The organism is Pseudomonas sp. PDM31 (assembly GCF_019218965.1).
In the GTDB taxonomy this organism is placed as follows: domain Bacteria; phylum Pseudomonadota; class Gammaproteobacteria; order Pseudomonadales; family Pseudomonadaceae; genus Aquipseudomonas.
In genome coordinates, this window is record NZ_JAHUWS010000002.1 from 100,187 (window position 1) to 122,717 (window position 22,531).

Annotated in this window: 21 protein-coding genes; 17 read left to right on the forward strand and 4 right to left on the reverse strand. The window is 57.0% G+C overall.

From position 1 onward, the window contains the following. Positions 1-19: 19 nt before the first annotated feature. The 4 genes from glyQ to KW839_RS03755 all read left to right on the forward strand — a co-directional run bounded on the left by glyQ (position 20) and on the right by KW839_RS03755 (position 4,429). The gene (glyQ, locus tag KW839_RS03740; protein ID WP_008155694.1) at positions 20-973 is read left to right on the forward strand and encodes a glycine--tRNA ligase subunit alpha; all 954 of its coding nucleotides are present in this window, start codon (positions 20-22) and stop codon (positions 971-973) included. After that, positions 970-3,024: a glycine--tRNA ligase subunit beta gene (gene glyS, locus KW839_RS03745; RefSeq protein ID WP_060540289.1), complete on the forward strand. Its 2,055-nt coding sequence runs from the start codon at positions 970-972 to the stop codon at positions 3,022-3,024. Before glyQ ends, glyS begins: the two co-directional genes overlap by 4 nt. A 4-nt stretch (positions 3,025-3,028) precedes the next feature. Continuing rightward, the gene (gene gmhB / locus KW839_RS03750) at positions 3,029-3,568 is read left to right on the forward strand and encodes a D-glycero-beta-D-manno-heptose 1,7-bisphosphate 7-phosphatase (RefSeq protein ID WP_177336949.1); all 540 of its coding nucleotides are present in this window, start codon (positions 3,029-3,031) and stop codon (positions 3,566-3,568) included. 81 nt (positions 3,569-3,649) lie between these two features. After that, entirely contained in the window at positions 3,650-4,429 is a 780-nt protein-coding gene (locus KW839_RS03755) for a 1-acyl-sn-glycerol-3-phosphate acyltransferase (RefSeq protein WP_218423459.1), read from the forward strand. Positions 4,430-4,670: 241 nt separating this feature from the next. Here KW839_RS03755 and gyrB read toward each other — a convergent pair whose 3' ends face one another. From gyrB to dnaA, 4 genes are read right to left on the reverse strand one after another with little or no spacing between them, the layout of a single operon-like run. Beyond that, on the reverse strand, positions 4,671-7,088 hold the full coding sequence (gene gyrB, locus KW839_RS03760) for a DNA topoisomerase (ATP-hydrolyzing) subunit B (RefSeq protein WP_060540286.1): 2,418 nt from the start codon (positions 7,086-7,088) through the stop codon (positions 4,671-4,673). A 5-nt stretch (positions 7,089-7,093) separates the two neighbouring features. After that, a complete protein-coding gene (gene recF, locus KW839_RS03765; protein ID WP_060540285.1) occupies positions 7,094-8,197 on the reverse strand; it encodes a DNA replication/repair protein RecF in 1,104 nt (367 codons plus the stop codon). Positions 8,198-8,217: 20 nt separating this feature from the next. Beyond that, entirely contained in the window at positions 8,218-9,321 is a 1,104-nt protein-coding gene (dnaN, locus tag KW839_RS03770) for a DNA polymerase III subunit beta (RefSeq protein ID WP_060540284.1), read from the reverse strand. 39 nt (positions 9,322-9,360) lie between these two features. Beyond that, positions 9,361-10,881 carry a chromosomal replication initiator protein DnaA gene (gene dnaA / locus KW839_RS03775; protein ID WP_060540283.1) on the reverse strand — a complete coding sequence of 507 codons (1,521 nt, stop codon included), beginning with the start codon at positions 10,879-10,881 and terminating at the stop codon, positions 9,361-9,363. Between the two features lie 566 nt (positions 10,882-11,447). Between dnaA and rpmH the strand changes: the two genes are divergently transcribed. The 13 genes from rpmH to KW839_RS03840 all read left to right on the forward strand — a co-directional run bounded on the left by rpmH (position 11,448) and on the right by KW839_RS03840 (position 22,520). Continuing rightward, on the forward strand, positions 11,448-11,582 hold the full coding sequence (gene rpmH, locus KW839_RS03780; protein WP_003213577.1) for a 50S ribosomal protein L34: 135 nt from the start codon (positions 11,448-11,450) through the stop codon (positions 11,580-11,582). Between the two features lie 16 nt (positions 11,583-11,598). Then, on the forward strand, positions 11,599-12,000 hold the full coding sequence (rnpA, locus tag KW839_RS03785) for a ribonuclease P protein component (RefSeq protein WP_027926203.1): 402 nt from the start codon (positions 11,599-11,601) through the stop codon (positions 11,998-12,000). Further along, a complete protein-coding gene (gene yidD, locus KW839_RS03790) occupies positions 11,993-12,238 on the forward strand; it encodes a membrane protein insertion efficiency factor YidD (RefSeq protein ID WP_010207715.1) in 246 nt (81 codons plus the stop codon). Before rnpA ends, yidD begins: the two co-directional genes overlap by 8 nt. Before the next feature lie 2 nt (positions 12,239-12,240). Further along, positions 12,241-13,920: a membrane protein insertase YidC gene (gene yidC, locus KW839_RS03795; RefSeq protein WP_218423460.1), complete on the forward strand. Its 1,680-nt coding sequence runs from the start codon at positions 12,241-12,243 to the stop codon at positions 13,918-13,920. A gap of 79 nt (positions 13,921-13,999) precedes the next feature. Continuing rightward, complete coding sequence (gene mnmE / locus KW839_RS03800; protein ID WP_060540281.1) at positions 14,000-15,370, forward strand: tRNA uridine-5-carboxymethylaminomethyl(34) synthesis GTPase MnmE; 1,371 nt, start codon at positions 14,000-14,002, stop codon at positions 15,368-15,370. Between the two features lie 550 nt (positions 15,371-15,920). After that, the gene (gene mnmG, locus KW839_RS03805) at positions 15,921-17,819 is read left to right on the forward strand and encodes a tRNA uridine-5-carboxymethylaminomethyl(34) synthesis enzyme MnmG (protein WP_218423461.1); all 1,899 of its coding nucleotides are present in this window, start codon (positions 15,921-15,923) and stop codon (positions 17,817-17,819) included. Continuing rightward, entirely contained in the window at positions 17,816-18,460 is a 645-nt protein-coding gene (rsmG, locus tag KW839_RS03810) for a 16S rRNA (guanine(527)-N(7))-methyltransferase RsmG (protein WP_218423462.1), read from the forward strand. Before mnmG ends, rsmG begins: the two co-directional genes overlap by 4 nt. An 18-nt stretch (positions 18,461-18,478) precedes the next feature. Next, positions 18,479-19,276 (forward strand): ParA family protein, encoded by a 798-nt coding sequence (locus tag KW839_RS03815; RefSeq protein ID WP_060540279.1) that lies wholly within the window; start codon positions 18,479-18,481, stop codon positions 19,274-19,276. 9 nt (positions 19,277-19,285) lie between these two features. Beyond that, on the forward strand, positions 19,286-20,158 hold the full coding sequence (locus KW839_RS03820; protein ID WP_060540278.1) for a ParB/RepB/Spo0J family partition protein: 873 nt from the start codon (positions 19,286-19,288) through the stop codon (positions 20,156-20,158). Positions 20,159-20,306: 148 nt separating this feature from the next. After that, positions 20,307-20,714: a F0F1 ATP synthase subunit I gene (locus tag KW839_RS03825; protein ID WP_218423463.1), complete on the forward strand. Its 408-nt coding sequence runs from the start codon at positions 20,307-20,309 to the stop codon at positions 20,712-20,714. 16 nt (positions 20,715-20,730) lie between these two features. Then, complete coding sequence (atpB, locus tag KW839_RS03830; protein WP_060540277.1) at positions 20,731-21,600, forward strand: F0F1 ATP synthase subunit A; 870 nt, start codon at positions 20,731-20,733, stop codon at positions 21,598-21,600. 133 nt (positions 21,601-21,733) lie between these two features. Continuing rightward, positions 21,734-21,991 carry a F0F1 ATP synthase subunit C gene (atpE, locus tag KW839_RS03835; RefSeq protein ID WP_003097235.1) on the forward strand — a complete coding sequence of 86 codons (258 nt, stop codon included), beginning with the start codon at positions 21,734-21,736 and terminating at the stop codon, positions 21,989-21,991. Between the two features lie 58 nt (positions 21,992-22,049). Then, positions 22,050-22,520 carry a F0F1 ATP synthase subunit B gene (locus KW839_RS03840; RefSeq protein WP_060540276.1) on the forward strand — a complete coding sequence of 157 codons (471 nt, stop codon included), beginning with the start codon at positions 22,050-22,052 and terminating at the stop codon, positions 22,518-22,520. Positions 22,521-22,531 lie beyond the last annotated feature (11 nt).

A 22,531-nucleotide genomic window follows, 5' to 3' on the forward strand; every position in this document is an offset into this window, starting at 1 on the left:
CAAGAAACAGGTGAATTTCGTGAGCCAGCCTACGCCAGCCGTGCGTACCTTCCAAGACTTGATCCTCGCCCTCCAGCAATACTGGGCCGAGCAAGGTTGTGTGGTACTTCAGCCCTACGATATGGAAGTAGGCGCCGGCACTTTCCACACCGCTACATTCCTGCGCGCCATTGGCCCGGAAACCTGGAACGCCGCCTACGTGCAGCCAAGCCGTCGTCCGACTGACGGCCGCTACGGTGAAAACCCGAACCGTCTGCAGCACTACTACCAGTTCCAGGTAGTCCTGAAGCCGAACCCGGACAACTTCCAGGAACTGTACCTGGGCTCGCTCAAGCACGTCGGCCTGGACCCATTGGTGCATGACATCCGTTTCGTCGAAGACAACTGGGAATCGCCGACCCTCGGCGCCTGGGGTCTGGGCTGGGAAGTCTGGCTCAACGGCATGGAAGTGACCCAATTCACATACTTCCAGCAAGCGGGCGGCATCGAGTGCTACCCGGTGACCGGCGAGATCACCTACGGTCTCGAGCGCCTGGCCATGTACCTGCAAGGCGTGGACTCGGTCTACGACCTGGTCTGGGCTGACGGTCCGATGGGCAAAGTGACCTACGGCGACGTGTTCCACCAGAACGAAGTGGAACAGTCGACCTACAACTTCGAGCACGCCAACGTCGAGAAGCTGTTCGAACTGTTCGATTTCTACGAAAGCGAAGCCAAGCGCCTGATCGAACTCGACCAGCCGCTGCCGTTGCCGAGCTACGAAATGGTGTTGAAGGCTTCCCATACCTTCAACCTGCTGGATGCGCGCCGGGCGATTTCCGTGACCGCGCGTCAGCAATACATCCTGCGTGTACGCACTCTGGCGCGTTCCGTTGCGCAAGCCTACCTGCTGGCTCGGGCCAAGCTGGGCTTCCCGATGGCGACCCCGGACCTGCGTGACGAAGTACTGGCCAAGCTGGAGGCTGCACAATGAGTGCTCTGGATTTTCTGGTTGAACTGGGCACTGAAGAACTGCCACCCAAGGCCCTGAACACCCTGGCCGAGGCGTTCCTTGCCGGTATCGACAAGGGCCTGCAAGCTGCCGGCCTGAACTACGAGACCAAAACCGTTTATGCCGCCCCGCGCCGTCTGGCGGTGCTGATCACCTCGCTGGCCACCCAGCAGCCTGATCGCAGCATCAACCTCGATGGCCCGCCACGTCAGGCCGCGTTCGATGCCGAAGGCAACCCGACCCAAGCGGCACTGGGCTTTGCCAAGAAGTGCGGCGTCGACCTGAGCGAAATCGATCAGAGCGGCCCGAAACTGCGCTACAGCCAGAGCATCGCCGGCAAGCCGACCACGAGCCTGCTGCCGACCATCGTCGAAGATTCCCTGAACGACTTGCCGATCCCCAAGCGCATGCGCTGGGGTGCTCGCAAGGAAGAATTCGTTCGCCCGACCCAATGGCTGGTGATGCTGTTTGGTGACCAGGTCATCGACTGCACCATCCTCGCTCAGAAGTCCGGCCGCGACTCCCGTGGTCACCGCTTCCATCACCCGGAAAACGTGCGCATCGGTTCGCCGTCCAGCTACCTGGCCGACCTGCGCGCCGCTTATGTGTTGGCCGATGCCAACGAGCGTCGCGACATCATCAGCAAGCGCACCGAAGAACTGGCGACCCGCCAGGAAGGCACCGCAATCGTGCCGCCTGACCTGCTCGACGAAGTGACTGCACTGGTCGAATGGCCTGTGCCGCTGGTGTGCTCGTTCGAAGAACGCTTCCTCGACGTGCCGCAAGAAGCACTGATCACCACCATGCAGGATAACCAGAAGTACTTCTGCCTGCTGGATGCCGACGGCAAGTTGCTGCCACGTTTCATTACCGTGGCCAACATCGAAAGCAAAGACCCGCAGCAGATCATCGCTGGTAACGAGAAAGTGGTTCGCCCACGCCTGACGGACGCCGAGTTCTTCTTCAAGCAAGACAAGAAGCAGAAACTCGAAGACTTCAACCTGCGCCTGCAAAACGTAGTGTTCCAGGAAAAACTCGGCAGCGTCTACGACAAGGCCGAGCGCGTTTCCAAACTCGCTGCGTTCATCGCACAACGCATTGGCGGCAACGCTGCTTGGGCTTCCCGTGCCGGCCTGCTGTCCAAGTGCGACCTGTCGACCGAGATGGTCGGTGAGTTCCCGGAGATGCAAGGTGTCGCCGGTTACTACTACGCCCTCAACGACGGCGAGCCGCAAGAAGTCGCCCTGGCGCTGAACGAGCAGTACATGCCGCGCGGCGCCGGTGCTGAGCTGCCAACCACCCTGACCGGTGCGGCCGTGGCCATCGCGGACAAGCTCGACACCCTGGTCGGCATCTTCGGTATCGGCATGCTGCCAACCGGCAGCAAAGACCCGTATGCCCTGCGCCGCGCCGCACTGGGCGTGCTGCGCATCCTGATCGAGAAGCAACTGGATCTGGACCTGAACGACGCCGTGGCCTTCGCCGTGGAGGCATTCGGTACCAAGGTCAAGGCTGCCGGCCTCAATGACCTGGTGCTGGAGTTCATCTTCGACCGTCTGCGTGCCCGTTACGAAGACGAAGGTGTCGACGTTGCAACCTATCTGTCGGTACGTGCCCTGAAGCCGGGTTCCGCCCTGGACTTCGACCAGCGCGTGCAGGCGGTGCAGGCGTTCCGCCAACTGCCGGAAGCGGCGGCCCTGGCTGCGGTGAACAAGCGCGTATCGAACTTGCTGAGCAAGGTTGAAGGTTCGGTGCCGACCGTGGTGGAAGCCAAATACTTCGACAACGCCAACGAGTTCTCCCTGTACTCGGCGATCCAGCAGGCTGACCAGGCTGTCCAGCCAATGGCTGCTGCTCGTCAATACAGCGAATCGCTGGCACGCCTGGCGGCGTTGCGCGAGCCGGTGGATGCGTTCTTCGAAGCTGTGATGGTCAACGCTGAAGATGCCAACGTCCGCGCCAACCGTTATGCGTTGCTGGCGCGCCTGCGTGGTCTGTTCCTCGGCGTCGCCGACATTTCGCTGCTGGGTTAAGGGGCTGCTGTTGAAACTGCTGATTCTCGATCGCGACGGGGTGATCAATTACGACTCCGACGCTTATATAAAGTCGGTGGAGGAGTGGATACCGCTCCCCGGTTCGATCGAAGCGATCGCGCAGTTGAGCAAGGCCGGCTGGACGGTAGCGGTCGCTACCAACCAGTCGGGCATCGCTCGCGGCTATTACGACCTCGCCACCCTGGACGCCATGCATGAGCGCTTGCGCTCACTGGTGGCGGAGCAGGGCGGTGAAGTCGGGCTTATCGTCTACTGCCCGCACGGGCCGGACGAAGGCTGCGAATGCCGCAAGCCAAAACCCGGGATGTTGAAAACCATCGCCGAACATTACAACGTGTCGCTGACCAATCTTTGGTTCGTTGGCGACAGCCTTGGTGACCTGGAAGCCGCCAAAGCCGTCGATTCTCAGCCAGTTTTGGTAAAGACCGGGAAAGGCGAAAAGACTCAGGGCAAGACCCTGCCGGTGGGCACCTTGATTTTTGACGATCTGGCGGCGATTGCCGCAGAACTTATCCACAATTAGAGCGTTTTCGAGATTCCTGACCAGGATTGATCGGGAGTGCGCTTTATATAGACGGGCATTGCCCGCACGGTAAACGTCACCATGTTGATATTGCAGGCCATCAGAACCTTCCTCTTTTACCTGCTGCTGGGCACCAGCTCTTTGCTTTGGTGCAGCCTGAGCTTTTTTATCGCGCCATTTCTGCCGTTCAAGGCGCGCTATCGTTTCATCAACGTCTACTGGTGCCGTTGCGCCTTGTGGCTGAGCAAAGTGTTTCTGGGCATCAGCTATGAAGTGAAAGGTGCCGAAAACGTACCTGAGCGGCCCTGCGTGATTCAATCGAACCACCAGAGCACCTGGGAAACGTTCTTTCTCTCTGCCTATTTCGAACCTCTGAGCCAGGTGCTGAAACGCGAACTGTTGTTCGTGCCGTTTTTCGGCTGGGCCATGGCCATGTTGCGACCGATCGCCATCGACCGCGACAACCCGAAAGCCGCACTCAAGCACGTCGCCAAGAAAGGCGATGAGTTGCTTAAGGACAACGTCTGGGTGCTGATCTTCCCCGAAGGCACCCGCGTTCCCTACGGCACCGTCGGCAAATTCTCCCGCGGCGGCACGGCACTGGCCGTGAATGCCGAGCTCCCGGTACTGCCGATTGCGCACAACGCTGGCAAGTTCTGGCCAAAAACAGGCTGGAAGAAGAAGCAGGGTGTCATCACCGTGATCATTGGCGCACCGATGTATGCCGAAGGCAGCGGCCCACGTGCCATTGCTGAATTGAACGACCGCGTCCAGGCCTGGAATGAGCAAATGCAGCGGGATATGGGGTCTCTGCCTCCCGCTCCACAAGCCCCGGCAGCCAATGATCAGATGGCTGTCTGAGATTCTGTGGATAACCTGTGTACGGTTTCACCAAAAAATGTTGTTATCTAACTATAAGATAATGATTTATATACATATTTTATAAAACGATAAAACACCGAAAAACGTGCATAAGTTTTTTTCGGGCGCAAAAAGACCGGCTGATATAGCCGGTTTTTTTATGCCCGTTTCACCGCCTGTAGACACAAAAAAAGGCCAACGCATAACGTTGGCCTTTTTTCGTGTAGCGGGTTAACCGGGATCAGAAGTCCAGGTTGGAAACCGCCAAGGCGTTGCTTTCGATGAAGTCACGGCGAGGTTCGACCGCATCACCCATCAGGGTGTTGAAGATCTGGTCTGCGCCAATGGCGTCTTCGATGGTCACTTTCAGCATCCGGCGCGAGCTCGGATCCATCGTGGTTTCCCACAGTTGATCCGGGTTCATTTCACCCAGCCCTTTGTATCGCTGAATGGTGTGACGCTTGGTGCTTTCCGCCATCAGCCATTCAAGGGCTTCCTTGAACTCGGTCACGGCTTTCTTGCGCTCACCACGCTGGATGTACGCGCCATCGTCAAGCAGGGTGCTCAGTTGAGCGCCCAGGGAGACCACGGTCTTGTAGTCGTTGCTGCCGAAGAAGTCGCGGTTGAACGTGACGTAGTTCGACAGGCCGTGGGAGATCAGTTCAACCTCTGGCAGCCAGACGGCACGTTCACGGTCTTCACGCAGGCTGGCCTTGTAGACCAGGCCCGACTTCTCGACGGTGCGCAGGCGCACTTCGTACTGGGCCAGCCAATCCTGCATTGCTGCGTGATCGGACAACTGCTCCAGGCTCACGGCCGGCAGGTAGATGAAGTGCTCGGTCAGTTCCTGTGGATACAGGCGCGACAGACGCTTGAGGGTCTTCATCACCAGGCGGAAGTCATTCACCAGGCGCTCGAGGGCTTCGCCGGAAATACCCGGTGCTTCCTCGTTCAAGTGCAGGCTCGCATCTTCCAGGGCCGACTGCGTCATGTACTCTTCCATGGCGTCGTCGTCTTTGATGTATTGCTCTTGCTTGCCTTTCTTCACTTTGTACAGCGGTGGCTGAGCGATGTAGATGTAGCCACGCTCGATCAGTTCCGGCAACTGACGGAAGAAGAACGTCAGCAGCAGGGTACGGATGTGCGAACCGTCGACGTCAGCATCGGTCATGATGATGATGTTGTGATAACGCAACTTGTCGATGTTGTACTCTTCGCGGCCGATGCCACAGCCCAGGGCGGTGATCAAGGTGCCCACTTCCTGGGAAGAGATCATCTTGTCGAAACGCGCCTTCTCGACGTTCAGGATTTTACCCTTAAGGGGCAGAATCGCCTGGGTCTTGCGGTTGCGTCCCTGCTTGGCGGAGCCGCCAGCAGAGTCACCTTCCACGAGGTACAGTTCGGACAGGGCAGGGTCCTTTTCCTGGCAGTCAGCCAGTTTGCCCGGCAGGCCGGCGATGTCCAGCGCGCCTTTACGGCGGGTCATCTCACGGGCCTTGCGTGCCGCTTCACGGGCACGGGCCGCGTCGATCATCTTGCCGACGACCAACTTGGCTTCGTTCGGGTTCTCCAGCAGGAAGTCGGAGAAGTACTTGCCCATTTCCTGTTCAACAGCGGTCTTCACTTCGGAAGACACCAGCTTGTCTTTGGTCTGGGAGCTGAACTTCGGATCCGGTACTTTTACCGAGATGATCGCGGTCAGGCCTTCACGCGCGTCGTCACCGGTGGTGGCGACTTTGTGCTTCTTCGCCAGGCCTTCAGCTTCGATGTAGGTGTTGAGGTTACGCGTCAGTGCAGAACGGAAACCCACCAGGTGAGTACCGCCATCGCGCTGCGGAATGTTGTTGGTGAAGCACAACAGGTTCTCGTTGAAGCTGTCGTTCCACTGCAGGGCGATTTCCACGCCGATGCCGTCTTCACGCTGGATGTTGAAATGGAACACCTGGTTGACCGGGGTCTTGTTGGTGTTCAGGTATTCAACGAACGCACGCAGGCCGCCTTCGTACTTGAACAGTTCTTCCTTGCCGCTGCGCTCATCCTTAAGGACGATGCCGACACCGGAGTTCAGGAAGGACAGTTCACGAATCCGCTTGGCCAGGATGTCCCAGCTGAAGTGGATGTTCTTGAAGGTTTCGCTGGAGGCCTTGAAGTGGATCTGAGTACCGGTGGTTTCACTGTCGCCAACGATCTTCATCGGTTCTTGTGGAACACCGTGAACGTAAGTCTGTTCCCAGATCTTGCCGCTACGGCGAACCGTCAGTACCAGCTCTTCGGACAGCGCGTTCACTACCGACACGCCTACACCGTGCAGGCCGCCGGATACTTTGTAGGAGTTGTCATCGAATTTACCGCCGGCGTGCAGCACGGTCATGATGACCTCGGCTGCCGAAACGCCTTCTTCTTTGTGCACGTCTACCGGGATGCCACGGCCGTTGTCTTTAACGGTGATGGATTCATCCGGGTGAATGATGATGCTGATGTCGTCACAGTGGCCGGCGAGCGCTTCGTCGATCGAGTTATCGACCACTTCGAACACCATGTGGTGCAGACCGCTGCCATCGTCGGTGTCGCCAATATACATACCGGGACGTTTGCGTACGGCATCCAGGCCTTTCAGCACTTTAATGCTCGTTGAGTCGTACGTATTTTCTTCGCTCAATGCCTTCACTCCCGATGGTCGTGGGTCTGGGTGATACGGCCCTGTTCCACGTGGAACAGTGCGACTGGCGTTTCCGTCTGCCAGCCTTCCCTCAATAATTCGTGATCTACACAGGTGATAAACACCTGGCAGCGTAAGTCTTCCAGCAAGCGGCAAAGCGCGCGACGGTGGTGCTCGTCCAATTCGGACGGCAAGTCATCCACCAGATAAATACACTGTCCGCGTCGGGCCTGGCTAACCAAATGCCCCTGGGCAATTCGCAACGCACAGACCACCAACTTCTGCTGACCGCGGGACAAGATGTCCGCCGCATTGTGCGCACCTAACCGGAGACGCAAATCAGCACGTTGTGGACCGGCCTGGGTATGACCCATCTGCTGGTCCCGCTGCAGGGAACCGGCGAGCACTGCACTCAGTTCGCGGTCTTTGTCCCACCCGCGGTAATAACTGAGCGTCAAGCCTTCCAGCTCAACCAGTTCGCTCAGGGTTTGTTCAAAGACTGGTTTCAAGGCTTTGATATAAGCGCGGCGGTATTCATCGATTTCAGCGCTGGCCTGGCACAGTTCCCTGTCCCAAACCGCTTGCGAAACGGCGTCAAGTGTACCATGCCGCAGCCAAGAGTTTCTCTGACGCAGGGCCTTCTGCAAGCGCTGCCAGGTTGACATGAAGCGTGGTTCCACGTGGAACACACCCCAGTCCAGAAACTGCCGGCGAATCTTCGGTGCACCTTCCAGCAGCCGGAAGCTGTCCGGGTTGATCAGTTGCAGGGGTAGTATCTCGGCCAGTTGCGCCGCACTGCGGGCATTCTGTCCGTCGATACGGATCTGAAATTCGCCCTGACGATCGCGGGAAATACCCAGAGCGTTGTGGCCACCCTCGGCCAGTTCAACCTGGCCAAACACCGTACACGCCAATTGTTCGTACTGGATCACCGGCAACAAGCGGGTGCTGCGAAACGAACGGGCAAGCCCCAGCAGGTGAATGGCTTCCAGAACACTGGTTTTGCCGCTGCCGTTGGCGCCGTAAAGGATGTTGATGCGAGGGGAAGGGGAGAAGGTCACCGGGTGCAGATTGCGCACCGCGGTGACCGAGACGCGACTTAAGGACATCTAGCTTCTGCTGAGCATGATTACAGACGCATCGGCATGACAACGTAAGCCGAGTCGTCGTTGTCAGACTCTTGCACCAGCGCACTGCTGTTGGAGTCGGACAGGATCAGGCGAACCTGCTCAGTGGTCATCACCCCCAGTACGTCGAGCAGATAACTCACGTTGAAACCGATTTCCAGCGAGCCACCGTTGTATTCAACGCCAACTTCTTCTTCCGCTTCTTCCTGCTCCGGGTTATTGGCCTGAATCTTCAGTTGACCCGTTGCCAGTTGCAGGCGGATGCCGCGGTACTTCTCGTTGGACAGAATCGCGGTACGGCTAAAGGCTTCGCGCAATGCCTGACGGTCACCGAGTACCAGTTTGTCGCCACCTTTTGGCAGTACACGCTCGTAGTCCGGGAATTTACCGTCGACCAGTTTCGAGGTGAAGGTGAACTCACCGGTGGTTGCGCGGATGTGATGCTGACCCAGCACGATGCTGACGTTACCGTCCGGTTCAGTGAGCAGGCGCGCCAATTCAAGAATGCCTTTGCGCGGTACGATGACCTGGTGACGATCCGGCTGACCGATATCGGCCTGCATCGAACACATCGCCAGGCGGTGACCGTCGGTGGCCACGGCGCGGATCACGCCAGCGGAGACTTCCAGCAACATACCGTTGAGGTAGTAGCGAACGTCTTGCTGGGCCATGGCGAAACTGGTGCGCTCGATCAGGCGACGCAGTTTGCTCTGCTCGAGGCTGCAGGTCAGAGAACCCGGGCCTTCTTCCACAGTCGGGAAATCGTTGGCAGGCAGTGTCGACAGGGTGAAGCGGCTACGGCCGGCTTTGACCACAAGCTTCTGCTCATCCACCTTGATGTCGATCAGGGCATCGTTCGGCAGGCTTTTGCAGATATCCATCAGCTTGCGCGCGGGCACAGTGATAGAACCCGGATCAGCCGGCTCTTCAAGTTGAACACGACCAACCAGCTCGACTTCCAGGTCGGTACCGGTCAGCGACAGTTGCTGGCCTTCGACAACCAGCAGCACGTTGGAAAGCACCGGCAAGGTCTGTCGGCGTTCAACGACACCTGCGACCAGTTGCAGGGGTTTCAACAAGGCTTCGCGTTGAATGGTGAAATGCATGGTCTAGTCCCTTGCCTTAATAAGCTGCGCTGGTGTTCATCAAGTGGTCAGCGTCCGCAGCAGGTTCTTGTAGTCCTCGCGGATGTCCGCGTCGGATTCCTTAAGTTCATTGATCTTGCGGCATGCGTGCAAAACGGTCGTGTGGTCGCGACCACCAAACACATCGCCGATTTCCGGCAGGCTGTGGTTGGTCAACTCCTTGGACAAAGCCATGGCGACCTGACGTGGTCGGGCAACCGACCGCGAACGACGTTTGGACAGCAAGTCGGAAATCTTGATCTTGTAGTACTCGGCGACGGTGCGCTGAATGTTATCCACAGAGACCAGTTTATCCTGTAATGCCAACAGGTCCTTCAGGGATTCGCGAATCAACTCGATGGTGATATCGCGGCCCATGAAGTGCGAGTGGGCGATAACGCGTTTGAGCGCGCCTTCCAGCTCACGGACGTTGGAGCGAATGCGCTGGGCAATGAAGAACGCCGCATCGTGAGGCAGGTCGACTTTGGCCTGGTCGGCCTTCTTCATCAAGATCGCCACACGGGTTTCCAGCTCCGGCGGCTCGACGGCAACCGTCAGGCCCCAGCCGAAGCGGGATTTCAAGCGTTCTTCAAGGCCTTCAATTTCTTTCGGGTAGCGGTCACTGGTGAGAATGACCTGCTGACCACCTTCAAGCAGGGCGTTGAAGGTGTGGAAAAACTCTTCCTGGGAACGCTCTTTGCGGGCGAAGAACTGAATGTCATCGATGAGCAACGCATCTACCGAACGGTAGAAACGCTTGAACTCATTGATCGCGTTCAGTTGCAGGGCCTTGACCATGTCCGCCACGAAGCGCTCGGAATGCAGGTACACAACCTTGGCATTCGGGTTCTTCTTTAGAAGGTGGTTACCCACAGCATGCATCAAGTGGGTTTTACCCAGACCAACGCCGCCATATAGGAAGAGCGGGTTGTAACCGTGCTTGGGATTGTCTGCTACCTGCCAGGCGGCAGCGCGCGCCAGCTGGTTGGATTTACCTTCCACGAAATTCTCGAAGGTAAAGGTGCGGTTCAGGTAGCTGGTGTGCTTGAGCGCACCTTCAACCTGCACGGTACGTTGTTCGGAACGGACCGGGGCCTGTTGCGAACTGGCGCCGGCCATCGGATCGAAGCTGTCACGGGAAGGTTCTTCCTCGGTGACTTCGGCAACTTTCTGCGCGGCACGTTTGGTCGTTGCTGCCGGAGCTTGCGCTGTCGGGCTGGCAGGAGCCTGGGCAGCCTGGGCCTGTGAGGCCGCAGCGGCCAACGGCGCATTCGGCGCAGCACGCGGAGCCGAGCTGCGTTTGCTGCCTATTAATAAGGAAAGCGCCGGCGCCAAGCCATTGCCATGCTCATCGAGCAGCTCGAGCACACGCCCCAGGTACTTTTCGTTGACCCAGTCCAGAACGAAACGATTGGGTGCATAGACACGCAACTCGTCGCCTTCGGCTTCGACCTGTAGTGGACGGATCCAAGTGTTGAATTGTTGGGCAGGCAGCTCTTCGCGCAAAAGCTCCACGCACTGCTGCCAAAGTTCCACTGACACGGATATCCCCTAAGTTGAAAGCCGGTGAGGCAAAAACAAGCAGCCATTGTAGCGACCAGACGCCGACTTATCCACACGTAGGTGGGTCATCAACCAAGAACAAGCAAGGTTGCATACCCTAAAAAGTCGACCAGCGGTCTGTGCATAAGCTCTGTGGATAACCACGCTTAAGGTCGTTGCACAACTGGGGGCGAAACTCGGTGGATAACCGGGCTGTGGATAACCATGCATTCCACACACAGGTTATCCGACACTGCAGCACAGGCTGAACACTGTTTTCCACTGTAGTTGTCATTCTCTGTACATCACGTGATACAAGGGCTCAATAGAGTTATCCACAGAGGATGGCGTGCCTAGCTTTTATAAGCTTTACAGAAAAGCTTTAAATACTTTCCTTTCTTATTTTTATATTTGGCCAAGGTCTTCGTACCAGAAAACCGCTGGCGATCTATTTATAAGGAAACGCTGGTTGGAAATTGACCTAGAGGCTTGCTTTCTCTAGAATCCCCGGTCTCTTAAAACGGGGGCCATTCCGGCCCGTTGTGGACGAACCAGGTAACACGACAATGAAACGTACTTTCCAACCAAGCACTATCAAACGCGCTCGTACCCACGGTTTCCGTGCTCGCATGGCTACCAAGAACGGTCGTGCCGTCCTGTCGCGTCGTCGCGCCAAAGGTCGTGCGCGTCTGGCAGTTTGATAATCCGGCACTGGAGGTGAGTCAGGACTTCAGTCGGGAAAAGCGTCTGCTTACCCCCCGGCATTTCAAGGCAGTCTTTGACTCCCCTACCGGCAAGGTTCCGGGGAAAAATCTCCTGCTCCTTGCGCGCAACAACGATCTTGATCACCCCCGTCTCGGGCTGGTTATCGGGAAAAAGAGCGTAAAGCTCTCCGTCGAGCGCAATCGTCTCAAACGTCTGATGCGCGAATCGTTTCGCCTGCACCAGGATTCACTGGTCGGCTGGGACATTGTTATCGTCGCGCGCAAAGGTTTGGGGGACGTAGAAAACCCCGAATTGATTCAGCATTTCGGCAAGCTCTGGAAGCGTCTGGCTCGCAGCACGCCAGTACCAGCAGTCAAAACCGAAACTGTAGGGGTAGACAGTCCAGATGCGTAAACTGGCACTCGTTCCGATCCAGTTTTACCGCTATGCCATTAGTCCCCTGATGGCCAGTCACTGTCGTTTCTACCCCAGTTGTTCCTGCTACGCGTTAGAAGCCATCGAAAATCATGGCCTTCTTCGCGGTGGCTGGCTGACCTTTCGTCGTTTAGGTCGCTGTCATCCGTGGAATCCCGGTGGTTATGACCCGGTTCCACCTATCCCTACCTCCCGCTCTTCTTCGATGGCCGAGTAATCATGGATATCAAACGCACGATCCTGATCGTCGCCCTGGCAATCGTGTCCTACGTTATGGTTCTTAAATGGAACCAGGACTATGGCCAGGCTGCCCTGCCGACTCAGAATGTTGCTTCCAGTACGACCGCACCGGGCCTCCCGGATACGGCAACTGGCAATAAAGCGTCCGTCAGTGACGACATTCCACACGCCGCAAACGATACCAGTGCACCTGCCGAAACTCCGGTAGCGGTAAGCACCGACCTCATCCAGATCAAAACGGATGTGCTCGATCTGGCTATCGATCCACAAGGTGGTGATGTCGCCCAGCTGAAATTGCCGCTGTATCCACGTCGCCAGGACCATCCGGAAATTCCGTTCCAGTTGTTCGATAACGGCAACGAACGCACTTATCTGGCTCAAAGTGGCCTGATCGGCAGCAACGGTCCGGACGCAAGTCCTGCCGGTCGTCCGGTTTACTCCTCGGAGAAGAAGGTTTATCAACTGGCTGACGGTCAGGACCAATTGGTCGTAGACCTCAAGTTCAGCAAGGACGGCGTCAACTACATCAAGCGTTTCACCTTGAAACGCGGCCTGTACGACGTAACCGTTTCCTACCTGATCGACAACCAGAGCGCTCAGCCATGGTCCGGCGCGATGTTCGCGCAACTGAAGCGTGACGCCAGCTCCGATCCATCTTCCAGCACCGCCACCGGTACCGCGACTTACCTGGGCGCTGCCCTGTGGACAAGTTCCGAGCCGTACAAGAAAGTGTCCATGAAGGACATGGACAAGGCACAGCTGAAAGAAACCGTTACCGGTGGTTGGGTTGCCTGGTTGCAGCACTACTTCGTAACTGCGTGGATTCCGGCCAAGGGCGAAAACAACGTCGTCCAGACCCGTAAAGACAGCAAAGGCAACTACATCATTGGTTACACCGGCCCGTCAGTGACTGTCGCGCCAGGTGCCAAGGCTGAAACCAGCGCAGTTCTTTATGCCGGTCCGAAAAGCCAGGCTGTGCTCAAAGAGTTGTCCCCAGGTCTGGAACTGACTGTCGACTACGGCATTCTGTGGTTCATCGCTCAACCGATCTTCTGGTTGTTGCAACATATCCACGCCCTTGTGGGTAACTGGGGTTGGTCGATCATCTTCCTGACCATGCTGATCAAAGGGATCTTCTTCCCATTGTCGGCTGCCAGTTACAAATCCATGGCGCGCATGCGTGCAGTGGCGCCAAAACTGGCTGCACTGAAAGAGCAACATGGCGATGACCGGCAGAAAATGTCGCAGGCCATGATGGAGCTGTACAAGAAAGAGAAGATCAATCCGCTGGGTGGTTGCTTGCCAATCCTCGTGCAGATGCCGGTTTTCCTCTCGCTGTACTGGGTTCTGCTGGAAAGCGTGGAAATGCGCCAGGCGCCATTCATGCTGTGGATTACTGACCTGTCGATCAAGGATCCGTTCTTCATCCTGCCGATCATCATGGGTGCAACCATGTTCATCCAGCAGCAGTTGAACCCGACTCCTCCGGATCCGATGCAAGCGAAGGTCATGAAAATGATGCCAATCATCTTCACCTTCTTCTTCCTGTGGTTCCCGGCTGGTCTGGTGCTGTACTGGGTTGTGAACAACGTACTGTCGATCGCCCAACAGTGGTACATCACACGTAAGATCGAAGCGGCTACCAAAGCAGCTGCCTGATTTACACTGTGGATAACCACTCAAGACGCCCCCTAGTGGGGCGTTTTGCTATCTGTCACTTTTGTCTGGATACCGGTTTATGAGCGCTCCGCGTGAAACCATCGCCGCCGTTGCCACAGCCCAAGGGCGCGGCGGGGTAGGCATCGTGCGTATTTCCGGGCCGTTGGCCAGCGTTGCGGCCAAGGCTTTCAGTGGTCGAGAACTCAAGCCGCGATTCGCCCACTACGGTGAATTTCTCGGTGACAACGACGAGGTACTGGATCAGGGTATCGCGCTGTATTTCCCCGGACCGAACTCGTTCACCGGCGAAGACGTACTGGAACTGCAAGGCCACGGAGGTCCGATTGTTCTGGATATGCTGCTCAAGCGTTGTCTGGAACTGGGTTGCCGTCTCGCCCGGCCGGGAGAGTTCAGCGAGCGCGCGTTCCTCAACGATAAACTCGACCTGGCCCAGGCCGAAGCCATTGCCGACTTGATCGAAGCCAGTTCTGCACAGGCCGCTCGAAATGCCCTGCGGTCCCTGCAGGGGGCATTCTCGATACGTGTGCATAACCTGACCGAGCAATTGATCGGCCTGCGTATTTATGTCGAGGCAGCCATCGATTTCCCCGAAGAGGAAATCGACTTTCTGGCCGATGGGCATGTGTTGAGCATGCTCGACAAAGTACGCGACGAGTTATCCACCGTGTTGCGCGAAGCCGGGCAGGGCGCCTTGTTGCGTGATGGCATGACCGTGGTCATCGCCGGCCGTCCGAATGCCGGCAAATCCAGTCTGCTCAATGCACTGGCAGGGCGCGAAGCAGCAATCGTGACAGAAATCGCCGGCACGACCCGGGACGTTCTTCGCGAACATATCCACATAGATGGCATGCCGCTGCACGTGGTCGATACTGCGGGACTGCGAGACACCGATGATCATGTGGAAAAGATCGGTGTCGAGCGCGCCTTGAAAGCCATTGGCGAGGCTGATCGTGTGTTGTTGGTCGTTGATGCCACTGCCCCCGAAGCCCTCGATCCATTCGCCCTGTGGCCGGAATTCCTCGAAACCCGCCCGGATCCCGCGAAAGTAACGTTGATCCGCAACAAAGCTGACCTGACGGGTGAAGCCATTGCCCTGGAAGTCAGCGAGGATGGCCACGTAACCATTAGTCTGAGTGCAAAGTCCGGGGGTGTCGGCCTGGAATTGCTGCGTGATCATCTCAAGGCCTGCATGGGTTATGAACAGACGTCGGAAAGCAGCTTCAGTGCCCGTCGTCGTCACCTTGAGGCGCTTCGTCATGCCAGCGCAGCCCTTGAGCATGGCCGGGCACAATTGACCCTGGCCGGCGCCGGGGAGTTGTTGGCCGAAGATTTACGCCAGGCGCAGCACTCCCTCGGAGAAATCACCGGGGCATTCAGCTCGGATGATCTGTTGGGAAGAATTTTTTCCAGCTTCTGCATCGGCAAGTAACAGCCTCGCTCCCTCAGACAGGCCGTTCGTGCCTGTCTGCATCTTCCTTTTTCTGAACCTGACGCCAGTGCTGAGCGGATTTTTTCCGCTTGAGCGGCGTTTTCACGTGTGGATTTTGTTCCTGCAGTCGCTTTTCTGTGGATTAAGCCCTGTGAATAACCGCGGCTAAGGCCAGTTGATAACAGGGCCTGAAAACTGAACATAACTGCCACTGTGGATAACCACCCCTTTCATCCACAGGCTTACACCGGTTATCCAAGGGCCTCATTGGCACATGATCACAGGGTTTTGAATCTCTATACACGACGTAAATAAAGGCCTACAGGATTCTATCCACAGAAAAGTAGGTGCATAGAAATAAACATAAAAACAAAGATTTAATAAATTTCTTTCTTTTTAATTTCTATAACTCCGACTTTTCCACAGCTGGTTAAATTTTGTGCAAAGGGTTCTTTAGGAACGGCGAAGTCCCTATACTTGTCGACCAGGTCCAAAAACCTGAGCTCAAACTATTCCTGAATTACCTACTTAAGCAGGCACGAGGTGCGTGGTGGATTTCCCTTCCCGTTTTGAAGTGATCGTCATCGGCGGCGGTCATGCCGGTACCGAGGCAGCACTGGCCTCAGCACGTATGGGGGTGAAAACCCTGTTGCTGACGCATAACGTGGAAACCCTCGGTGCCATGAGTTGCAATCCGGCCATTGGTGGTATCGGCAAAAGCCATCTGGTCAAGGAAATCGATGCCCTCGGCGGCGCGATGGCCATGGCTACCGATAAGGGTGGTATCCAGTTTCGCGTATTGAACAGCCGCAAAGGCCCGGCCGTGCGCGCTACCCGCGCCCAGGCAGACCGGGTGCTGTACAAGGCAGCTGTGCGCGAAACTCTGGAAAACCAGCCGAACCTGTGGATATTTCAACAGGCTGCTGACGATCTGATCGTCGAGCAGGAGCAAGTGCGTGGTGTCGTTACCCAAATGGGTCTGCGTTTCTTCGCCGATTCCGTGGTGTTGACCACCGGTACGTTCCTAGGTGGACTTATCCACATCGGCTTGCAGAATTTTTCCGGCGGTCGCGCTGGTGATCCACCATCGATCGCATTGGCTCACCGCCTGCGTGAGCTGCCATTGCGTGTGGGTCGTTTGAAAACCGGTACGCCGCCGCGTATTGACGGCCGGTCTGTGGATTTCTCTGTTATGACCGAACAACCGGGTGATACGCCGATCCCGGTGATGTCGTTCATGGGCAACAAGGAACAGCATCCGCAGCAAGTCAGTTGCTGGATTACCCACACGAATGCCCGCACCCACGAAATCATTGCTGCGAACCTCGACCGTTCGCCGATGTATTCCGCTGCCGGTGAGATCGAAGGTATCGGTCCGCGTTATTGCCCGTCGATCGAGGACAAGATCCATCGCTTTGCCGACAAGGAAAGCCATCAGGTGTTCATCGAACCGGAAGGTTTGACCACCCATGAGCTGTATCCGAACGGGATATCCACAAGCTTGCCGTTCGATGTGCAATTGCAGATCGTGCAATCGATCCGCGGCATGGAAAACGCGCACATCGTGCGTCCGGGTTATGCCATCGAGTACGACTACTTCGACCCACGCGACCTGAAGTACAGCCTGGAAACCAAAGTCATTGGCGGCTTGTTCTTCGCCGGGCAAATCAACGGCACCACCGGTTACGAAGAAGCCGGCGCCCAGGGTTTGCTGGCCGGAACCAACGCAGCACTGCGCGCACAGGGCAAAGAAGCCTGGTGCCCGCGTCGCGACGAAGCCTACATCGGCGTGTTGGTCGACGACCTGATTACCCTGGGTACCCAAGAGCCGTACCGGATGTTCACGTCCCGTGCCGAATATCGCCTGATCCTGCGCGAAGACAACGCCGACCTGCGCTTGACCGAAAAAGGTCGCGAATTAGGTCTGGTGGATGACGCGCGCTGGGCGGCTTTCTGCAAAAAACGCGAAAGCATCGAACTGGAAGAGCAGCGACTGAAAAGCACCTGGGTTCGCCCCGGCACTGAACAGGGGGATGCGATTGCCGAAAAATTCGGCACGCCGCTGACCCACGAATACAACCTGTTGAATCTCTTGAGCCGTCCGGAAATCGACTACGCTGGTCTGATCTCCGTGACGGGCGGCGGCGCAGAAGATCCACAGGTTGCCGAGCAGGTCGAAATCAAGACCAAGTACGCCGGCTACATCGATCGCCAACAGGATGAAATCGCTCGTCTGCGGGCCAGCGAAGATACAAAACTGCCTGTGGATATCGATTACACGAACATTTCCGGTCTTTCCAAAGAGATCCAGAGCAAGCTCGGCGCGACACGTCCTGAGACCCTGGGCCAGGCATCGCGTATCCCGGGCGTCACCCCGGCAGCCATTTCGCTGTTGATGATTCATTTGAAAAAACGCGGCGCGGGCCGTCAGTTGGAGCAAAGCGCTTGAGTTCGTTGGTCACTTCGCAACACGCAGAAGAGTTATCCACAGGCGCTCGCCAGCTGGGCGTATCCCTGACTGAAACCCAGCACGCACAGATGCTGGGTTATCTGGCCCTGTTGATCAAATGGAACAAGGCTTACAACCTCACCGCGGTGCGCGATCCCGACGAAATGGTTTCCCGCCATTTGCTCGATAGCCTGAGCGTCATGTCGTTCATCGAAAACGGTCGCTGGCTTGATGTCGGCAGCGGTGGCGGCATGCCGGGAATACCTCTGGCCATTCTGTTTCCGGACTCCCAGGTGACTTGCCTGGACAGCAACGGCAAGAAAACCCGCTTCCTGACCCAGGTCAAACTCGAACTCAAACTGGATAACCTGCAAGTTATCCACAGTCGCGTCGAAGCCTTCCAGCCTGCTCAAGCCTTCAACGGGATCATTTCCCGGGCATTCAGCAGCATGGAGAACTTCAGCAACTGGACTCGCCACCTTGGCGATACCGAAACACGTTGGCTGGCAATGAAGGGCGTTCATCCCGCCGATGAGCTGGTAGCATTGCCGGCAGACTTCCACCTCGATAGCGAACACGCCCTGGCCGTACCCGGTTGCCAAGGCCAACGCCATCTGCTGATACTGCGCCGCAGGGCATGATTGGGAACACAAGCAAGAATGGCTAAGGTATTCGCGATAGCGAACCAGAAAGGTGGTGTGGGCAAGACCACCACCTGCATCAACCTCGCAGCATCCCTGGTCGCTACCAAGCGCCGGGTGTTGTTGATCGACCTCGATCCACAAGGCAACGCCACCATGGGGAGCGGTGTGGATAAACATGGCCTGGAAAACTCGGTCTACGACCTGTTGATCGGCGAATGTGATCTGGCCCAGGCCATGCACTTCTCCGAACACGGCGGTTACCAGTTGTTGCCAGCCAACCGCGACCTGACCGCGGCCGAAGTGGTTCTGCTGGAAATGCAGATGAAGGAAAGCCGCCTGCGCAGTGCGTTGGCGCCGATCCGGGAAAACTACGATTACATTCTGATCGACTGCCCGCCGTCGCTGTCGATGCTCACGCTGAACGCACTGGTCGCCGCCGACGGGGTCATTATCCCCATGCAGTGCGAATACTTCGCGCTCGAAGGCTTGAGCGACCTTGTGGATAACATCAAGCGTATCGCCGAGCTGCTCAATCCAAACCTCAAGGTCGAAGGCCTGCTGCGCACGATGTACGACCCGCGCCTGAGCCTGATGAACGATGTTTCCGCGCAGCTCAAGGAACACTTCGGCGATCAGCTCTACGACACCGTCATTCCGCGCAACATCCGCCTGGCCGAAGCGCCAAGCTACGGCATGCCGGCGCTGGCATACGACAAAGCGTCCCGCGGCGCCGTTGCCTACTTGGCCTTGGCGGGCGAGATGGTTCGTCGTCAACGCAAAAACTCACGCATCGCCGCAGCTCAGGCAACTTAAGGAATCCCCATGGCCGTCAAGAAACGAGGTCTCGGACGTGGACTGGATGCACTGCTGAGTGGTCCGACTGTCAGCGCACTGGAAGAACAAGCGATACAAGCCGATCAGCGCGAGCTGCAACACCTGCCGCTGGATCTGCTGCAGCGCGGCAAGTACCAGCCACGCCGCGACATGGACGCTCAGGCGCTCGAAGAGCTGGCTCAGTCGATCAAGGCCCAGGGCGTGATGCAGCCGATCGTGGTTCGCCCGATCGGTGGCGGTCGCTTCGAAATCATTGCCGGTGAGCGCCGCTGGCGCGCCAGTCAGCAGGCGGGTCAGGAAACAATCCCTGCAATGGTTCGCGATGTGCCGGATGAAACCGCCATCGCCATTGCGCTGATCGAGAACATCCAGCGCGAAGACCTCAATCCGATCGAAGAAGCGGTAGCCCTGCAGCGATTGCAGCAGGAATTCCAGCTGACCCAGCAGCAAGTCGCCGAAGCTGTGGGCAAGTCGCGGGTGACCGTGGCGAATTTGTTGCGCCTGATTTCGTTACCGGAAGTCATCAAGACCATGTTGTCCCACGGTGACCTGGAAATGGGTCATGCCCGTGCTTTGCTCGGTTTACCGGAAAATCAGCAGGTGGAAGGGGCGCGACACGTTGTCGCACGTGGGCTGACCGTACGCCAGACTGAAGCACTGGTTCGCCAGTGGTTGAGTGGTAAACCGGAGCCTGTGGAACCTGCAAAAGCGGACCCGGATATCGCCCGCCTGGAACAGCGCCTGGCCGAGCGCCTAGGCTCTGCGGTGCAGATCCGCCACGGAAAGAAGGGAAAGGGACAGCTGGTGATTGGCTACAACTCCCTGGATGAGCTTCAGGGTGTGCTCGCACACATCCGCTGAAACAATTCCCCATGTAGCGTGCAGTCGGAAATCACTACCTGACAGTTGAATAGGGGCTGAACCGCCCCTATACTCTGCGCGCATTTTGTCGGCACAAATTATGCCAAGTTATTGAATTTCGGCAGCCGGCCATGGGAGAGAAAAAGTGATGGAGACCCGCACGCCAAACCGCTTGCCGTTCCATCGCCTGGCAGTTTTCCCGGTGTTGATGGCTCAATTTGTCGTTCTGCTCATTGCCGCTTTGGCGCTCTGGCAACGGTATGGAGTTGTTACCGGGTACTCGGGACTCTGCGGAGGCCTGATCGCCTTGCTACCCAATGTTTATTTTGCCCACAGGGCGTTCCGGTTTTCCGGTGCCCGGGCAGCTCAAGCCATCGTCCGGTCTTTTTATGCCGGCGAGGCGGGCAAACTGATTTTGACGGCGGTGCTTTTTGCATTGACGTTTGCAGGTGTGAAGCCACTGGCGCCGCTAGCTGTATTCGGCGTCTTCGTGCTGACCCAACTGGTCAGCTGGTTCGCTCCCCTGCTGATGAGAACAAGACTTTCGAGACCTTAGGGCGTTTGAGGCAACCATGGCAGAGACAACCGCTTCGGGCTATATCCAGCACCACTTGCAGAACCTGACCTTCGGTCAGCTACCCAACGGCGGCTGGGGCTTTGCTCACACCGCAGCAGAAGCCAAAGAAATGGGCTTCTGGGCTTTCCACGTCGATACCCTCGGCTGGTCGGTCGCTCTGGGTCTGATCTTCGTACTTCTTTTCCGCATGGCGGCAAAGAAAGCGACTTCGGGTCAGCCGGGTGCTTTGCAGAACTTCGTTGAAGTATTGGTCGAATTCGTCGATGGCAGCGTGAAAGACAGCTTCCATGGCCGTAGCCCGGTGATTGCACCGCTGGCACTGACCATCTTCGTCTGGGTGTTCCTGATGAACGCCGTCGACCTGGTACCGGTCGACTGGATTCCTCAACTGGCCATCCTGATTTCCGGCGACCCCCACATCCCGTTCCGCGCCGTGTCGACTACCGACCCGAACGCGACCCTGGGCATGGCGATCTCGGTTTTCGCACTGATCATTTTCTACAGCATCAAGGTCAAGGGCATCGGCGGCTTCATCGGCGAACTGACCCTGCACCCGTTCGGCAGCAAGAACATTTTCGTTCAAGCCCTGCTGATCCCGGTGAACTTCCTGCTGGAATTCGTGACACTGATCGCCAAGCCGATCTCCCTGGCTCTGCGTCTGTTCGGCAACATGTACGCCGGCGAGCTGGTCTTCATTCTGATTGCTGTGATGTTCGGCAGCGGTCTGCTCTGGCTTAGTGGCCTGGGCGTAGTTCTGCAGTGGGCGTGGGCTGTGTTCCACATCCTGATCATCACCCTGCAGGCTTTCATCTTCATGATGCTGACCATCGTCTACCTGTCGATGGCACACGAAGAAAACCATTAAGACCAGTTTCGACTAGTCTGATGTCCCTCCCCGTCAAAAGGGAGGGGGCTCCTCACGGGGCATCTGAAACGATTTGTTTTACCGCTTTAATCTAAAAAACCTAAACCATACGACGTAAAAGTCGGGAGGAAAGATGGAAACTGTAGTTGGTCTAACCGCTATCGCTGTTGCACTGTTGATCGGCCTGGGCGCACTGGGTACCGCAATTGGTTTCGGCCTGCTGGGCGGCAAGTTCCTGGAAGGCGCAGCGCGTCAGCCAGAAATGGTTCCAATGCTGCAAGTTAAAATGTTCATCGTTGCCGGTCTGCTCGACGCCGTAACCATGATCGGTGTTGGTATCGCTCTGTTCTTCACCTTTGCGAACCCGTTCGTTGGTCAAATCGCTGGCTGATTACTCGGATCTTCCGGGTAATTTGGTGTGATGGACAACGTAACTGCGAGGTGTTGGCGTGAACATTAATGCGACCCTGATTGGCCAGTCCGTTGCGTTCCTGATTTTTGTACTGTTCTGCATGAAGTTCGTATGGCCTCCGGTCATCGCGGCTCTGCACGAACGTCAAAAGAAGATCGCTGATGGTCTGGACGCTGCCAGCCGAGCAGCTCGCGACCTGGAGTTGGCCCAAGAGAAAGCGGGTCAGCAACTGCGCGAAGCGAAAGCTCAGGCAGCTGAAATCATCGAGCAAGCCAAGAAACGCGGTAATCAGATTGTTGAAGAGGCTGTTGAAAAAGCCCGTATCGACGCTGACCGTGTGAAGGTTCAGGCTCAGGCCGAGATCGAACAGGAACTGAACAGCGTCAAAGACGCGCTGCGCGCCCAAGTGGGTAGCCTGGCCGTTGGTGGTGCTGCGAAGATCCTGGGTGCCACAATCGATCAAAACGCGCACGCAGAGCTGGTTAACCAACTGGCTGCTGAAATCTAAGCGAGGGCGAT